13 protein-coding genes are annotated in these 15,522 nt (G+C 57.1%); 8 read left to right on the top strand and 5 right to left on the bottom strand.

What is annotated here, in order from left to right:
• Positions 1-61: 61 nt before the first annotated feature.
• Positions 62-2,260, top strand: coding sequence for a catalase/peroxidase HPI (katG, locus tag GC087_RS18425; RefSeq protein ID WP_033738531.1), 2,199 nt, complete (start codon positions 62-64; stop codon positions 2,258-2,260).
• A gap of 34 nt (positions 2,261-2,294) precedes the next feature.
• Here the strand turns inward: katG and GC087_RS18420 are convergent, their stop codons facing one another.
• A complete protein-coding gene (locus GC087_RS18420; protein WP_054632957.1) occupies positions 2,295-3,068 on the bottom strand; it encodes an amidohydrolase in 774 nt (257 codons plus the stop codon).
• Positions 3,056-4,216 carry a pyridoxal phosphate-dependent aminotransferase gene (locus GC087_RS18415; protein WP_054632958.1) on the bottom strand — a complete coding sequence of 387 codons (1,161 nt, stop codon included), beginning with the start codon at positions 4,214-4,216 and terminating at the stop codon, positions 3,056-3,058. The genes GC087_RS18420 and GC087_RS18415 overlap by 13 nt, the downstream gene beginning before the upstream one ends.
• Positions 4,217-4,331: 115 nt before the next feature.
• Between GC087_RS18415 and GC087_RS18410 the strand changes: the two genes are divergently transcribed.
• From GC087_RS18410 to GC087_RS18400, 3 genes are read left to right on the top strand one after another with little or no spacing between them, the layout of a single operon-like run.
• Positions 4,332-4,946: a methylthioribulose 1-phosphate dehydratase gene (locus tag GC087_RS18410; protein ID WP_054632959.1), complete on the top strand. Its 615-nt coding sequence runs from the start codon at positions 4,332-4,334 to the stop codon at positions 4,944-4,946.
• The gene (gene mtnC / locus GC087_RS18405; RefSeq protein WP_324028987.1) at positions 4,943-5,626 is read left to right on the top strand and encodes an acireductone synthase; all 684 of its coding nucleotides are present in this window, start codon (positions 4,943-4,945) and stop codon (positions 5,624-5,626) included. The genes GC087_RS18410 and mtnC overlap by 4 nt, the downstream gene beginning before the upstream one ends.
• A gap of 1 nt (position 5,627) precedes the next feature.
• Positions 5,628-6,170 (top strand): 1,2-dihydroxy-3-keto-5-methylthiopentene dioxygenase, encoded by a 543-nt coding sequence (locus tag GC087_RS18400; protein WP_039338570.1) that lies wholly within the window; start codon positions 5,628-5,630, stop codon positions 6,168-6,170.
• Between the two features lie 47 nt (positions 6,171-6,217).
• Here GC087_RS18400 and mtnA read toward each other — a convergent pair whose 3' ends face one another.
• Positions 6,218-7,240: an S-methyl-5-thioribose-1-phosphate isomerase gene (gene mtnA, locus GC087_RS18395; protein WP_324028985.1), complete on the bottom strand. Its 1,023-nt coding sequence runs from the start codon at positions 7,238-7,240 to the stop codon at positions 6,218-6,220.
• 137 nt (positions 7,241-7,377) lie between these two features.
• Between mtnA and mtnK the strand changes: the two genes are divergently transcribed.
• A complete protein-coding gene (gene mtnK, locus GC087_RS18390; RefSeq protein WP_039338567.1) occupies positions 7,378-8,577 on the top strand; it encodes an S-methyl-5-thioribose kinase in 1,200 nt (399 codons plus the stop codon).
• Between the two features lie 29 nt (positions 8,578-8,606).
• Here the strand turns inward: mtnK and fadE are convergent, their stop codons facing one another.
• Positions 8,607-11,054, bottom strand: a complete 2,448-nt coding sequence (fadE, locus tag GC087_RS18385) for an acyl-CoA dehydrogenase FadE (protein WP_058702742.1) — start codon at positions 11,052-11,054, stop codon at positions 8,607-8,609.
• 252 nt (positions 11,055-11,306) lie between these two features.
• On the opposite strand from fadE, the gene lpcA reads away from it, so the two are divergent.
• Both lpcA and GC087_RS18375 read left to right on the top strand, forming a co-directional pair.
• Complete coding sequence (gene lpcA / locus GC087_RS18380; RefSeq protein WP_039338565.1) at positions 11,307-11,885, top strand: D-sedoheptulose 7-phosphate isomerase; 579 nt, start codon at positions 11,307-11,309, stop codon at positions 11,883-11,885.
• A 53-nt stretch (positions 11,886-11,938) separates the two neighbouring features.
• Complete coding sequence (locus GC087_RS18375) at positions 11,939-12,712, top strand: class II glutamine amidotransferase (RefSeq protein ID WP_006118044.1); 774 nt, start codon at positions 11,939-11,941, stop codon at positions 12,710-12,712.
• Here GC087_RS18375 and dpaA read toward each other — a convergent pair.
• A complete protein-coding gene (gene dpaA / locus GC087_RS18370) occupies positions 12,677-13,417 on the bottom strand; it encodes a peptidoglycan meso-diaminopimelic acid protein amidase (RefSeq protein ID WP_033738547.1) in 741 nt (246 codons plus the stop codon). The genes GC087_RS18375 and dpaA overlap by 36 nt on opposite strands.
• A 246-nt stretch (positions 13,418-13,663) precedes the next feature.
• On the opposite strand from dpaA, the gene dinB reads away from it, so the two are divergent.
• Positions 13,664-14,719 carry a DNA polymerase IV gene (dinB, locus tag GC087_RS18365; protein ID WP_006118046.1) on the top strand — a complete coding sequence of 352 codons (1,056 nt, stop codon included), beginning with the start codon at positions 13,664-13,666 and terminating at the stop codon, positions 14,717-14,719.
• Positions 14,720-15,522 lie beyond the last annotated feature (803 nt).

Raw genomic sequence — 15,522 nt, 5'->3', positions numbered from 1 at the left:
ATATTCCTGCTAACGCCAGGGTTATCTTAGCGATGACAATGTGAAGGCAACGGAGCCGATAATGAGCACGCCAAAAGATAATGATGTAGCCGCTTCAGGTAAATGTCCCTTTCATCACGGTAAATCGGAAGAAGAAAGCGTTCTGGCTCGTGGAGCCGGTAGTGGTACCAGCAATCGCGACTGGTGGCCAAATATGCTGCGCGTGGATCTGCTGAACCAGCACTCCAACCGCTCTAATCCCCTCGGCGAGAACTTCAACTACCGCGAAGAGTTCAGCAAACTGGACTATTCCGCACTGAAAGCCGATATCCGGGCGTTGCTCACCGACTCCCAGTCATGGTGGCCTGCCGACTGGGGCAGCTACATTGGTCTGTTCATCCGCATGGCGTGGCACAGTGCCGGCACATACCGCACTATCGATGGCCGTGGCGGCTCCGGTCGTGGTCAGCAGCGTTTCGCGCCGCTGAACTCCTGGCCTGACAACGTCAGCCTGGACAAAGCCCGTCGCCTGCTGTGGCCGGTCAAACAGAAATACGGCCAGAAAATTTCCTGGGCCGACCTCTATATTCTCGCGGGTAACGTTTCGCTGGAAAACTCAGGTTTCCGTACCTTTGGTTTTGGTGCCGGTCGTGAAGACGTCTGGGAACCGGATATGGACGTGGACTGGGGTAACGAAACCGAGTGGCTGGCCCACCGTCATCCCGAAAGTCTGGCTAACGCCCCACTGGGCGCAACCGAAATGGGGCTGATCTACGTGAACCCAGAGGGGCCTGAAGCCAGCGGCGATCCGGCATCTGCCGCGCCAGCGATTCGCGCCACCTTTGGCAACATGGGCATGAACGATGAAGAGATCGTCGCGTTGATCGCAGGCGGGCATACGCTGGGTAAAACCCACGGTGCGGCGGCGGCCAGCCATGTTGGCGTCGATCCGGAAGCGTCACCCATCGAAGCTCAGGGCTTTGGCTGGAACAACAGCTACGGCAGCGGTGTCGGTGCCGATGCGATTACGTCGGGTCTGGAAGTCGTCTGGACGCAGACGCCAACTCAGTGGAGTAACTACTTCTTTGAGAACCTGTTTAAATATGAGTGGGTGAAAACCCATAGCCCGGCAGGGGCCATTCAGTATGAAGCCGTTAACGCAGAAGCCATTATTCCGGACCCGTTCGATCCTGAGAAAAAGCGTAAACCCACCATGCTGGTTACGGACCTGACGCTGCGTTTTGATCCGGAGTTCGAGAAAATCTCTCGCCGTTTCCTTAACGATCCGCAGGCCTTTAACGAAGCCTTCGCCCGCGCCTGGTTTAAACTGACGCACCGCGATATGGGGCCAAAAGCACGTTACATCGGGCCAGAAGTACCGAAAGAAGATTTACTGTGGCAGGATCCGTTACCGCAGCCGACTCATCAGCCCACGCCAGCGGATATCAGTGAGCTGAAGGCGAAAATCGCGGCGTCAGGTCTGAGCGTGAGCCAGCTGGTTTCAGCGGCCTGGGCGTCGGCATCAACCTTCCGGGGTGGCGACAAACGTGGCGGAGCGAACGGTGCCCGTCTGGCCCTGGCACCGCAGAATAGCTGGGCTGTGAACGCCAGCGTGATTAACGACGTGTTACCGAAACTGCAGCAGATTCAGCAGGAATCCGGCAAGGCCTCGCTGGCTGACGTCATCGTCCTTGCGGGCAGCGTCGGTATCGAAATGGCCGCCGCCGCTGCGGGCGTGGCCGCGCAGGTCCCCTTTACGCCAGGTCGTGTGGATGCTCGTCAGGATCAAACCGATGTCGAATCCTTTAACGTGCTTCAGCCGCTGGCGGACGGGTTCCGTAACTACCGTCGCGTGAAAGGCGGCTCGTCAACCGAAACCCTGCTGCTGGACAAAGCACAGCAGCTGACGCTGAGCGCGCCGGAACTGACGGTGTTACTGGGTGGTCTGCGTGTGCTGGGGACCAACTTTGACGGCAGCCATCATGGCGTCTTTACTGACCGCGTCGGCGTCCTGAGTAACGACTTCTTCGTAAACTTGCTGGATATGCGCACCGCCTGGCGTGCGACCGACAGCAGTGAAGAGATCTTTGAAGGCCGTGACCGTCAGAGTGGCGAAGTCAGGTTCAGCGCCACGCGTGCCGATCTGGTGTTCGGTTCCAACGCCATCCTGCGCGCCCTGGCGGAAGTCTATGCCAGCAGCGATGCGAAACAGAAGTTTGTTACTGACTTCGTGGCGGCCTGGACAAAAGTAATGAATCTGGACCGTTTCGACCTGCAATAACTGACTGAAGCGCCCCGGCCTGGCCGGGGCGCTTTTATTCTGCCAGCGTAAAGCCATCCGCATCCCGCCACGCCGGAAACCGCTCGCGATAAGCCTGCAGATCGGCAAGCGACAGCGACGTCTCAACCTTACCTGCCGTAAAGGGCTCACCTGCAGCCAGCACCTCGCCTTGCGGTGAAATAATTCGGCTGTCCCCACTGTACTGATGTTGGTTGCCATCGCTGCCCACGCGATTGCAGCCCGCGACAAACGCCTGATTCTCAATCGCCCGGGCCAGCAGTAGCGCCTGCCAGTGCAGCGCGCGCGGCGCAGGCCAGTTGGCCACATACAACGCCAGATCGTAGTCATTTTGGTTGCGCGAAAAGACCGGAAAGCGCAGGTCGTAACAGATTTGCGGCAAAATGCGCCAGCCGCGCCACTGAATCACCGTGCGCGCCGTGCCCGCGACGTAATGCTGCTGTTCATCCGCCATGCGAAACAGGTGTCGCTTGTCATAGTGATGCAGCGTGCCATTCGGCTCAACCAGCAAAAAACGGTTCACGGCACCCGCTGGCGTTTGTATCGCGGCACTGCCGCCCACCAGCGCATTCGTGCGCTTCGCATGACGGTGTAGCCATGTCACGACCTGCTGTTGCGGCAGGGCCTGCTGTGCAGCCTCCATCGCAAAACCGGTGGTGAACATCTCCGGCAGAATAATCACATCCCGGTCTGTCATGTCAGCCAGCAGATTATCGAAATGGCGCAGGTTAGCCTCGCCATCCATCCACGTCAGCGGCGCTTGCAACAACGTAATGGCTAAAGACGACATAAGCGCTCCGCTGCGGCGTCGAGCGTCGCTTCCTGTTTTGCAAAGCACAGCCGGATCAGTTTGTGTGGGAAAGGCGCTTCACAGAAGACCGACAGCGGGATCGCGGCCACGCCCACTTCGCGCGTCAGCCACTGGCAAAACTGCACGTCATCCAGCGCCGATATAGCGCTGTAGTCCGCCAGCAGGAAGTAGGTGCCTTCGCACGGTAAAATGCGGAAACGGCTACGGCTCAGTGCCTGTATCAGTCGGTCACGGCGCGCGCGATAGAAGTCGGGCAGCTCACGATAATGTTCAGGATGCTGGCGCAGCATATCGGCAATCGCCAGCTGAGCGGGTGTGTTGACGGAAAAAGTGAGGTACTGATGGATCTTGCGGATTTCTGCGCTGATCGCCGCGGGGGCGACGCAGTAACCCACTTTCCAGCCGGTCATGTGAAAGGTTTTGCCAAACGAGGAAACCGCCACCGCACGTTGACGCAGTTCGGGGTGCGCCAGCACGCTGGCATGACCGTCTTGGGCAAAACAGATGTGCTCATAAACCTCATCGCTCAGCACATAGATTTCCCGGTCAGCAATCGACTGCCATAAGGCCGCATAGTCCGCCTGGTGCCAGACGCTGGCCGAGGGATTATGTGGCGTATTTAAGATAACCAGTCGGGTTTTATCGCTTAACAGCGCGGAGAACGCCGGCCAGTCAACTGCAAACGTGGGCGGCTGCAGGGTGAGGCGTTTCAGTACGCCGCCCGCCAGTTGCACCGCGGGCGCATAGCTGTCGTAACTGGGATCGAAGCAGATCACCTCGTCACCCGGGCGAACCAGGGCAGTGATCGCGGCATACAGCGCTTCGGTTGCGCCTGCGGTCACGGTGATATCGCTGTTCACATCGGGACGATAGTCGTACAACGCAGCGGTCTTTTCGGCAATGGCTTCGCGTAACGGTTGTGCGCCGGTCATGGGGGCATACTGATTGGCACCCTGACTGACATGATAAGCCAGCCTGTCCTGCAGGTAGCGCGGACCATCAAAATCCGGAAAACCCTGGGAAAGATTGATGGCGTTATGCTGCTGTGCCAGCGCGCTCATCTGCGTGAATATCGTGGTGCCGAGGGCGGGTAACTTGCTCTCAGGCGTGAGGATGGATTGCGTCATGATTAGGTTGCCTTACGCGCAAAAACGGTTACGGAGAAACGCTGAGTTGCTGCCACTATAAACAGGATGCTAGTATTTGGCAATCAAGACGCTTAGACGGCTAAAAGGAAGAGTAATGTCCGATTCTCATGCTTTAGATCAGCTGGTTGCCGCCTGTCACTGGATAGGTGCGAAGGGCTGGGCGCCCGCCACCGGCGGCAATATGTCGGTGCGCCAGGATGCGCATTTCTGCCTGCTCAGCGAGTCAGGCAAAGATAAAGGCAGCCTGACGCGGGATGACTTTATTCAGGTCGACATTGCCACCAGCCAGGCCCCCTCGGGTCGCAGGCCTTCTGCCGAGACCGCACTGCACACGCTGATCTACCGCCTGTTTCCGGAGGCGGGCGCAGTACTGCATACGCACACGGTCAATTCCACCGTTCTGTCGCGCGTAGAGCAGGGCGCGGCGCTACTGCTGTACGGCTATGAGATGCAAAAGTCGCTGAGCGGTCAGTCCACGCATGAGGATACCGTGGCGATTCCGGTGTTTGATAACCGCCAGGATGTTGCCGAGCTGGCGTCAGAAATTGAAGATTATGCAGCCCGTTTTCCGCTGCGTTACGGCTTTCTGCTGCGTGGTCATGGCCTGACCTGCTGGGGCAACGATGTGGCAGAAGCGCGCCGCCATCTGGAAGGGCTGGAGTTTTTATTTGAATGCGAACGTCAACGTCGCTTGCTGGAGAAGGCATGATTAAGGCCATTGTTACCGATATTGAAGGCACCACCAGCGATATCCGTTTTGTACATAACGTCCTGTTTCCCTATGCCCGTGCCCATCTGGCCGACTATGTGCGCCAGCATAAGGCGCAGCCCACCGTTCAGGACGCGCTCCATGCCGTGCGTGCGGAGGCCGGAAAGCCCGATGCCGACGTCGACAGCGTGATCGCCATCCTGTTTTCTTATATGGATGAGGACCGCAAATCGACCGGCCTGAAAGCGCTGCAGGGGATGATTTGGCGCGAGGGCTATCTGAGCGGGCGTTTTACAGGGCACCTTTATCCGGATGTCCTGCCTGCGCTCACGGCCTGGCACGCGCAAGGCATTAAACTTTATATATATTCCTCTGGCTCGGTCGCCGCGCAGAAATTGTTATTTGGCTACAGCGACGAAGGTGATATTACTGGTTTGTTTAGCGGTTACTTTGATACCCACGTGGGCGCCAAGCGCGAGGTAACGTCGTATCAAAACATCGCGGCGCAAACGGGCTTGCCGGCCGGACAATTGCTGTTCCTCTCTGATATTCATCAGGAGCTGGACGCCGCCAGACAGGCTGGCTGGCACACGTTGCAGCTGATTCGTGACGCGGCGGATGATGACAGCCATCATCGTCAGGTCGCTGATTTTTCTCAGATTAACCCGGAGTCGATTTGAAATGAGTGCACTGACCATTTTTAGCGATAGCGATCCGAGCCAGCCGTTGTGGCACAGCACCGATCCCGAGGCGATCCGTGAGCGTCTGAACGCCAAAGACGTTCGCTTCGAGCGCTGGCAGGCAGACCGCGATCTGGGCGAGAATCCCGATGCGGAAACGGTGATCAACGCCTATCAGCACGCCATTGACCGCCTGGTCGCCGAAAAAGGCTATCAGAGCTGGGACGTCATCAGTATGCGGGCAGACAATCCGCAAAAAGACGTGCTGCGCCAGAAATTCCTCTCAGAACATACGCACGGTGAAGACGAAGTGCGGTTCTTTGTCGAAGGCGCCGGGCTGTTCTGCCTGCATCTGGACGGTGAAATTCTGCAGATCCTGTGCGAAAAGAACGATCTGATTTCGGTGCCCGCAGGCACGCCGCACTGGTTTGATATGGGATCATCCCCGCATTTCACGGCGATTCGTATTTTTGATAATCAGGAAGGCTGGATCGCCAACTTCACAGGCGACAGGATCGCCGATGCCTACCCGCGCCTGGCGTAATTATGACGGTGCCTTCTGCGGGCGGCTGACTCAGCCGCCCGTTTTGTTTACTGTGGCTGAAAAACGCCAGCAGCCACCTGTGCCGGTGTGATCACGCCGGTATCCAGTACCCAACCACTGATGAGCGCCGCAGGCGTGACATCAAAGGCCGGATTAGAAACCTGCGCATCCGCGGGCGCCCACTGCACGCTGCCGAAGCTTCCCGACACACCGGTAACTTCACTGGCGGCACGCTGCTCAATCGGGATGGCATCCCCCGTCGGGCATTGACGATCCAGCGTGGTATGCGGCGCGGCAACATAAAACGGAATACCATGATAGTGCGCCAGTACCGCCAGGCTGTAGGTGCCGATTTTATTCGCCACGTCACCATTGGCGGCAATGCGATCCGCGCCGACCCAGACAGCATCAACCTTGCCCGCCGCCATCAGGCTGGCGGCCATCGAATCCGTGATCAACTGGTAAGGCACACCCAGCTCGCCCAGTTCCCAGGCGGTTAAGCGTCCCCCCTGCAACAGCGGGCGCGTTTCATCAACCCAGACATTGTGAACGTGGCCTTGTTGATGCGCACGCGCGATAACGCCCAGTGCCGTACCCACACCCGCAGTCGCCAGACCGCCGGTGTTGCAGTGGGTTAACAACTGACTGCCGGGTTTGACCAGCGCGCTGCCGGCATCGGCGATGCGATCGCACAGCTGTTTATCTTCATGCACCAGACGCAACGCTTCTTCCATCAGGCTCGTTGCCATTTCTGGCTGCGCCAGCGCCTGTTTCATACGATCAAGGTTATTCATCAGGTTTACGGCAGTAGGGCGGGCGGCCCGCAGGGTGTCCAGCGATTGCGCCAGTTGCTCGCGTGATTCCCCCTGTTCTGCCAGCAGGGCCAGCAGCAGTGATGCAGATAAACCAATTAACGGCGCGCCGCGCACCCGCAGGGCATGAATATGGTCAACCAACTGCGCCACAGTATGGGCGGGCAGCCAGTTCTTTTGCTGAGGCAGGGCCTGCTGATCCAGTATCCAGAGCTGGTTGTTGAGAACCTGTAAGCTTGTGGTTTGGAATGTCTGCATTGTCGGTGAAATCCATGTTGCGTTGATGACGGATATTGTGCCAACATGCGTAACGGATGTATAGACGTCTGAACGGCTTGTTACGAAAGATTAATCAGCTCCGGCGCACACCGGCGTTTGTTGATGAGGAAAGGTCAATGTCGCAATACCGTACGTTCACCGCTGCTGATGCGGTTGAATATGCCAAACAGTTTGGTGGGCTGGAAGATCCCTCGGTTTTACGCAGTGCGGAAGAGATTGGTGATGGTAACCTCAACCTGGTGTTCAAAATTTACGACGACCAGGGCAACAGCCGCATTGTGGTCAAGCAGGCGTTGCCCTATGTGCGCTGTGTGGGCGAATCCTGGCCGTTAACTCTTGATCGTGCGCGTATTGAAGCGCAGACGCTGGTCGAGCATTACAAATATTGCCCGCAGCACACGGTCAACGTCACGCATTACGATGCAGACCTGGCGGTGATGATCATGGAAGATCTGTCCAGTCACCGTATCTGGCGCAGCGAGCTGGTGAAGGGCGCTTACTATCCGGAGGCGCCGCGTCAGCTTGGCGAATATCTGGCCCAGACGTTGTTCCATACCTCAGATTTCATTCTGCATCCGCATGTGAAAAAAGCCGAAGTGGCGCGCTTTATCAATCCTGAACTGTGTGAAATCACAGAAGATCTTTTTTTCAACGATCCCTATACCGACCATGTGCGTAACAGCTATCCCGAGGCGCTGGAACCCCTGGTGGCATCGCTTCGTACCGATGAGGCGCTGCGCATTGCTGTCGCCGGGCTGAAGCACCGTTTCTTCAGTCATGCAGAAGCCTTACTGCATGGCGATATCCACAGCGGCTCCATTTTTGTGGCTGACGGTAGCTTAAAAGCGATCGACGCAGAGTTTGGCTATTTTGGACCGATGGGATTTGATGTCGGTACGGCACTGGGCAATCTGCTGATTAACTACTGTGGCTTACCAGGCCTGCTGCCGCCCCGTGAAGCCGCGGATGCGCGCGAGCAGCGCCTGAGCGACGTGCATGATGTCTGGCAGACCTTTGAAACGCGTTTTCTGGCGCTGGCGGAGAGCAAGACGCAGGATGTGGCCATGGCTTATCCCGGCTATGCGCAGGCGTTTCTGCGTAAAGTGTGGGCAGATACCATTGGCTATTGTGGCACCGAACTGATTCGCAGAACCGTTGGCATGTCGCATGTGGCGGACATGAAACTGATTCGGGATGAGGAGATGCGGACTGACTGCATTCGCAATGCGATTACCCTGGGCCGCACCCTGATTCTGGCGGCCGGGCATGTGGACGATGTGGATGCACTGATTGCCCGCATCCGCCAGGCGGGATAAAAAGGCCGACGTGATGTCGGCCTGATGGGTTATGCCGCCTCGCTGGGGCGCGCGGGCTTAGTCACATCCTGTCTGACCGGCACGGCCAGCGCATCGGCCTCAAACTCGTCCACGTTGATTGAACGCAGACGGCTCTCTTCGGCACGCTTCAGCACCTCTGCCTCTTTCTGATCGATCCAGCCCTGTTCCAGCGCCTGTTTAGCCAGCGCATCCAGGCGCGTAAACGAGAGGTGTTTTTTCTGCTGTTTGCACAGGCGATCGTGAATCACCTCAGCCGCCATCACATCCTGTAGCGCCTGTTCTAACTGGCCCGCCGGATTATGCTGGCTGGGAGCCAGATACTGACCACGACCTAAGCGCGTACGCGTCGCCGACGGCACCTGCAGCATTTTTGCCAGCTTGTGATCCAGGCGATCGGACGGTGCCGGGCAGTGCTGACCACCGGCAAAGACCACCAGGCGCATGACGCCAGCGACCAGACGGTTCGGGAAGTTGCTCAGCAGATCGTCCATAGCTTTCTCGGCTTTGTGCAAGGCATCCTGCACGCCCCAGTGCACCAGCGGCAGATCGGCTTCATGACGGCCTTCATCCTCATAACGTTTCAGCGTCGCCGAGGCCAGATACAGCTGGCTCAGCACATCGCCCAGGCGGGCTGACATACGTTCGCGACGTTTCAGGCTACCGCCTAACGCCGCCATGGACACGTCCGACAGTAACGCCAGATTGGCACTGATACGGTTCAGGTGCTGATAATAGCGACGGGTGGCATCACGCGTTGGCGCGGCGCTGGTGCGTCCGCCCAGAAGGCCCAGCCACAGGCTGCGCATCGCATTGCTGCCAACGTGGCCAATATGGCTAAACAGCGCCTTATCAAAGCCCGCCACATCATTGCTGGCGGCGGCCACCATTTCCTGCAACACATACGGATGGCAGCGGATAGCACCCTGGCCAAAGATGATCATACTGCGGGTCAGGATATTCGCGCCTTCCACGGTAATGGCGATAGGCGCGCCCTGATAAGCCCGGGCCAGGAAGTTGCTGTCGCCCAGCATGATACCTTTACCCCCGGCAATATCCATTGCATCGATAATTGACTGTTGGGCGCGGTGGGTACAGTGATATTTCACAATCGCAGACAGCACCGCAGGTTTCTCCCCCTGCATAATGCCGGTGGTAATCAGCGTCGCGGCAGCGTCCATCACGTAGGCATTACCGGCAATGCGCGCCAGAGGTTCTTCAATCCCTTCCATTTTACCGATAGACAGTTTGAACTGACGGCGGATATGCGCATAGGCGCCTGTGGCCAGCGCTACGCTTTTCAGGCTGCCGGTTGAGTTAGACGGCAGGGTGATTCCACGGCCCACCGACAGACATTCCACCAGCATCCGCCAGCCCTGTCCGGCCATTTCCGGGCCACCGATAATGAAATCGATCGGCACGAAAATATCTTTACCGCGGGTTGGGCCATTCTGGAACGGTACGTTAAGCGGGAAATGGCGATGGCCGATTTCCACGCCCGGTGTGCTGGTGGGGATCAGGGCGCAGGTAATGCCCAGTTCGTCTTTGTCGCCCAGCAGATGGTCGGGATCGGAAAGTTTAAACGCCAGGCCCAGCACAGTGGCAATCGGGGCCAGCGTAATATAGCGCTTGTTCCAGGTAAGGCGCATGCCCAGCACCTGCTGGCCCTGCCACTCGCCCATGCACACAACGCCCGTATCCGGAATCGCACCCGCATCTGAACCGGCTTCCGGGCTCGTCAGGGCGAAACAGGGGATTTCATCGCCACGCGCCAGACGCGGCAGATAGTGGTCTTTCTGTTTTTCCGTTCCGTAATGTTGCAGCAGTTCGCCAGGGCCCAGTGAGTTAGGCACGCCCACGGTAATCGCCAGAATGCCTGAGACGCCGGCCAGTTTCTGCAACACGCGCGCCTGTGCATAGGCAGAGAACTCCAGGCCGCCGTACTCTTTCTTGATGATCATGGCAAAGAAGCGATGGGCTTTCAGATGCGCCCACAGTTCTGGCGGCATATCGGCCAGTTCATGGGTAATCTGGAAATCATTTGCCAGACGACAGGCTTCTTCTACCGGCCCGTCAAGAAACGCCTGTTCTTCCGGCGTCAGTCGCGGTTGCGGGTAGTTATGCAGTTTCTGCCAGTCGGGTTTGCCCTGAAACAGGTCGCCTTCCCACCAGGTAGTGCCCGCATCGATCGCCTCTTTTTCCGTACGAGACATCGGCGGCATCACCTGCTGAAAGCGGTGCAGCATTGGTTTGGAAAACAGGCTGCGGCGCAGGCTGGTGAGATTCAGCGGTAACAGGATAATCGCCAGCGGCACAAGCAGCCACGGCGTCCAGAGATGGACCACCGCCATTGCTGCGGTCCACAGCAACAGGATGACGCTGCTGAGCAGCAGCGAGATGCGGTGATAGAACAGTGCGCCAGTCAGCAGCACTGTCGCAAGAATCGAGACAACCATCATAATGAAGTGCTCCGTAAGTAGTAAGAGGTCTGACCTGTTATGATGAAGGTGTAATTCAGATGAGGGCATTTATCAATTTGTTTACATCGCAATTACAACCTGACTCACAAAATCAGCGAAAGCGCGAGCAACGCCCAGGCTGTGGTCGCGAAAAAGCGCGGCGCGAAAAGGATCCGGCGGCGTGATGCTATGCGTGCGTCAGCCATTCCGTTAAACTTGCTGCGATTACCCTCTCCTACAAAGGACAAGTCTATGTATCAGGACATTATTCGTTCAGAGCTCAACGAAGCTGCAGAAACGTTGAATAACTTTCTGAGTGACGACGCGAACATTCATACCATCCAGCGTGCTGCGGTGATGTTGGCGGACAGCTTCAAAGCGGGCGGCAAAGTGCTCTCCTGTGGCAACGGCGGATCACACTGTGATGCGATGCATTTTGCGGAGGAACTGACGGGCCGTTACCGTGAAAATCGTCCGGGCTACCCGGCGATTGCCATTTCAGACGTCAGCCACCTTTCCTGTGTGAGTAATGATTTTGGTTATGACCATGTCTTTTCCCGTTATGTAGAAGCGGTAGGGCGCCCGGGCGACGTGTTGCTGGGGATTTCAACCTCAGGTAACTCGGCTAATATCATCAAAGCCGTTGAAGCGGCGCGCGCCCAGGGGATGAAAGTGATCACGCTGACCGGTAAAGATGGCGGTAAAATGGCCGGCAGCGCGGACATTGAAATTCGTGTGCCCCATTTCGGTTATGCTGACCGTATTCAGGAGATCCACATCAAAGTGATTCATATCCTGATGCTGCTGATTGAAAAAGAGATGGTCAGGTAACAGCGTGTGTCGCCTCCTGACCGACAGGAGGCTTTTACTCTAAGGCGGTTGCTATGTGCGAATTGCTCGGGATGAGCGCTAACGTCCCCACCGATATTTGTTTTAGTTTCACCGGACTGGTGCAGCGCGGCGGCGGAACAGGGCCGCATAAAGACGGCTGGGGCATTACGTTTTATGAAGATAAAGGGTGCCGCACCTTTAAAGATCCCTTGCCGAGTTTTAATTCCCCCATTGCGCGCCTGGTGCAGGAATATCCCATCAAATCCCATTCCGTCGTGGCGCACATTCGCCAGGCGAATCGCGGCCCGGTTTCGCTGGAAAATACGCACCCGTTTACCCGGGAGTTATGGGGACGCAACTGGACCTATGCCCACAACGGACAACTGAAAGGTTACCGGCAACTGGAAACCGGCACGTTTCGGCCAGTGGGCGAAACCGACAGCGAAAAGGCCTTTTGCTGGATTCTGCATAAGCTGGCCACGCGCTATCCGCGCACGCCGGGAAACTGGCCTGCGGTTTTCCGCTACATCGGCGAGCTGGCGAGCGAGCTGCGGCAAAAGGGCGTGTTCAACATGTTGCTGTCGGACGGGCGCTATCTGATGGCCTTCTGCTCGACCAATCTGTTCTGGATCACCCGCCGTGCCCCTTTTGGCCGGGCGCAGTTGCTCGATCAGGATGTGGAAATTGATTTCCAGAAACATACCGGGGCGAACGACGTGGTCACGGTCATTGCCACACAGCCGCTGACGGGGAATGAAACCTGGCACCGGATCGTGCCAGGCGAGTGGGCCTTATTTTACCTTGGAGAGCGCCAGGAACGACTGTGATGCCGCTTCGGGTTGGGTGATGACCGGGCTGCTGTTCATCACATATCTGCCGCTGGCAACATTGACTGTCGGCGGTTGATGATACTTCGCAAAGTAGACGTAACCCGGCTGAAGCTGCTTCCAGAAATCCGCGTAGGTCGAATAACGATGGCGCTGCATGTTGCTGTCCGTCATGCGGAACGGATAAATTGCAATGTTCACTTCCTGCTGACCATTACGCAATGCCGCGTTCACATACGTGAAAATCTGATCCATATAGGCATTGGTCATGGCGTAGCAGCCAATCGACTTACAGTCGCCGTGAATCATCAGGTAGTTGCCGCTGTAGCCCTGGTCACGGTCGTATTGATTCGGAAAGCCAATATTAATCGCGCGATAGAAACGGCTGTCCGGTTTAAGCTGATTCAGTTTTACGCTGTAGAAACCTTCCGGGCTTTTAAAATCGCCTTCACGGCGTTTTGGACCCAGACCGCCCGAAAAATTGCAGATGCGGTAAGTATCCAGCAAGCGGTATTCGTTACCAATCTTGCCGTACAGCTCAAGTGTCCGCTCTTCCTTAAAGATCTGAATATAAACCGGCGTGCCGATTAGCTGTTTCTTTAACTCTTTACTCACAGGGGCCAGTTGCTGAACCGGCTCGGGAGTCATTGCCATGCTGAGGGCTGGCAGTAAAAGCATCGCAAACAGAAGTGCGATTTTGCCCATGCTGTGTATACCTTGAAGTGAAGAAGAACAATGGCGCGTTATGTGCGCCTCTGTTTGCATTATCGGAACTTTCCGCTACCGCAGCGCAACATTAAACATTGTCTGTTTTTTTAGCAATACAGCACGGCGCAAAATGTCCATTTCTTTAGCGGAATGACGCCAAAAATTTGTAAACTTTGTTTGTTATTGCAAGAAATATTGCACAAGCCTTTCCGAACTGTATACTTATCCAGTACTGGAGGGGCGATGCGTAAGATCATTCATGTTGATATGGACTGCTTTTTTGCGGCGGTGGAAATGCGTGACGATCCCTCATTACGCGATATTCCCATGGCCATCGGCGGCAGCCGCGATCGACGTGGCGTTATCAGTACCGCTAATTATCCGGCCCGCAAATATGGCGTACGCAGCGCGATGCCGACCGGTATGGCCTTAAAGCTTTGTCCGCATCTGCGTCTACTGCCCGGACGGTATGACGTCTATAAAGAAGCCTCCAGTCAGATCCGCGCCATCTTTTCGCGTTATACCTCGCTCATTGAGCCACTCTCACTGGACGAAGCCTATCTGGATGTTACCGACAGCCAGCACTGTCAGGGATCGGCCACGCTTATCGCGCAGGACATCCGCGCCACCATTTTTCGCGAAACGCAGCTCACCGCCTCTGCGGGCATCGCGCCCATAAAATTCCTTGCCAAGATCGCCTCCGATTTAAACAAGCCTGATGGTCAGTATGTGATTACACCGGCCCAGATGTCCGATTTCTTGCTGGCCTTACCGCTGGCAAAAATTCCCGGTGTAGGAAAAGTTTCAGCAAAAAAGCTCGAAGAGCTGGGTCTGCACACCTGCGCGGACGTGCAAAAAGCCGATTTGGCGCTGCTGCTTAAGCGTTTTGGCAAGTTCGGCAGAGTGTTATGGGAGCGCAGTCACGGCATTGACGAACGGGGCGTGGTGGTTGAACGCGAACGGAAATCGCTGGGTGTGGAGCGGACGCTGGCTGACGATATCGACAGTTGGGAGCGCTGTCTGGAAATTATTGATTACCTCTATGCCGAGCTTGATCGTCGCCTGACGCAGATTCGACCCGATAAGCACATTGCGCGCCAGGGCGTGAAGCTGAAGTTTAGTGATTTCCAGCAGACCACTCAGGAACATGTCTGGCCCGTGCTCAATAAAGAGGACATGATTGCCGTGGCCCGTAAGACCTGGGACGAGCGCCGCGCCGGACGTGGCGTCCGGCTGGTGGGGTTGCATGTGACGCTGGTGGATCCGCAGCTGGAGAGACAGTTGCTGCTGGGATTATAGAGGGGGCGCTTTCGCGTTGAGTGGGGTGATTACGGTCGTACACCGGGAGTTTTCCGCCCGCCAGGCGACAGGGAGTTTCAGCCTGTCCGTGCAGGCGGCCGGGTTAAGGGGCTTGCGCCAGCCCCTTAACAATCCCGGCGGCCGGCAGCCGTCGCTGTTCCTTCGTCACTCACTGCGGCCTGACGGACCGTCCGGATGCGCCGTCCCTGGCGCAGCCGTCCTCTGCGCGGCATCCCTGCCGCTCCGTCCTGGCCTCCGTTCCCTCCTCAGCGCGCCGGATGCCGGCAGAAAACCCCCCGCCTGTCAGTCCTGTTTTTTTAAAAAAAGCGGGTGTTGTCTGTTTGAATGTGTTCAGTGAGGCTTAAAAAGATAAAACTTGATAAACAGGCATTGATTCAAAACCAGCAGACGGTAGGACTTTCCGGTCACCTACAGCGACAATGGAAGTGGCTTTAACACAGAGATAGTGAAGCGGGGGGTTAGGGGCGGCCTTCCCACCCGCTGAGCGGATGAGGGATTTCCGGATGAGCCGACAGGACGTCGGCGAGAGCCGGGCCGCGCCATGGATGGCGCGTCCTGGCGGTCCGCAGAAATCCTGAAGGAGCGAAGGCACCGCGCAGCGGCGGGTGGGCAGGACGGGAGCCCGGGGTCAAGGGGTCGCGGCGGCTGGCGGCCCCTTGTCGGTCGCCCGCACCGGGCTGGCTGAAACTCCAGGCCGCCTGGCGAGCGAAACCCTCTCAGCGTTTCATAAGCCGTCAGCGACTCAAACCTTCTCAACGCCTGCTCGCGCAAGCATCACTGCA

This window comes from Pantoea sp. JZ2, from assembly GCF_035191405.1.
Classification (GTDB): Bacteria; Pseudomonadota; Gammaproteobacteria; order Enterobacterales; family Enterobacteriaceae; genus Pantoea; species Pantoea stewartii.
This window is presented reverse-complemented; position numbering and strand designations above follow the sequence as displayed.

Coding starts and splice junctions, on each gene's coding strand:
- katG (WP_033738531.1), top strand. CDS start 62: ATGAGCACGCCAAAAGATAATGATGTAGCCGCTTCAGGTAAATGTCCC.
- GC087_RS18420 (WP_054632957.1), bottom strand. CDS start 3,068: ATGTCGTCTTTAGCCATTACGTTGTTGCAAGCGCCGCTGACGTGGATG.
- GC087_RS18415 (WP_054632958.1), bottom strand. CDS start 4,216: ATGACGCAATCCATCCTCACGCCTGAGAGCAAGTTACCCGCCCTCGGC.
- GC087_RS18410 (WP_054632959.1), top strand. CDS start 4,332: ATGTCCGATTCTCATGCTTTAGATCAGCTGGTTGCCGCCTGTCACTGG.
- mtnC (WP_324028987.1), top strand. CDS start 4,943: ATGATTAAGGCCATTGTTACCGATATTGAAGGCACCACCAGCGATATC.
- GC087_RS18400 (WP_039338570.1), top strand. CDS start 5,628: ATGAGTGCACTGACCATTTTTAGCGATAGCGATCCGAGCCAGCCGTTG.
- mtnA (WP_324028985.1), bottom strand. CDS start 7,240: ATGCAGACATTCCAAACCACAAGCTTACAGGTTCTCAACAACCAGCTC.
- mtnK (WP_039338567.1), top strand. CDS start 7,378: ATGTCGCAATACCGTACGTTCACCGCTGCTGATGCGGTTGAATATGCC.
- fadE (WP_058702742.1), bottom strand. CDS start 11,054: ATGATGGTTGTCTCGATTCTTGCGACAGTGCTGCTGACTGGCGCACTG.
- lpcA (WP_039338565.1), top strand. CDS start 11,307: ATGTATCAGGACATTATTCGTTCAGAGCTCAACGAAGCTGCAGAAACG.
- GC087_RS18375 (WP_006118044.1), top strand. CDS start 11,939: ATGTGCGAATTGCTCGGGATGAGCGCTAACGTCCCCACCGATATTTGT.
- dpaA (WP_033738547.1), bottom strand. CDS start 13,417: ATGGGCAAAATCGCACTTCTGTTTGCGATGCTTTTACTGCCAGCCCTC.
- dinB (WP_006118046.1), top strand. CDS start 13,664: ATGCGTAAGATCATTCATGTTGATATGGACTGCTTTTTTGCGGCGGTG.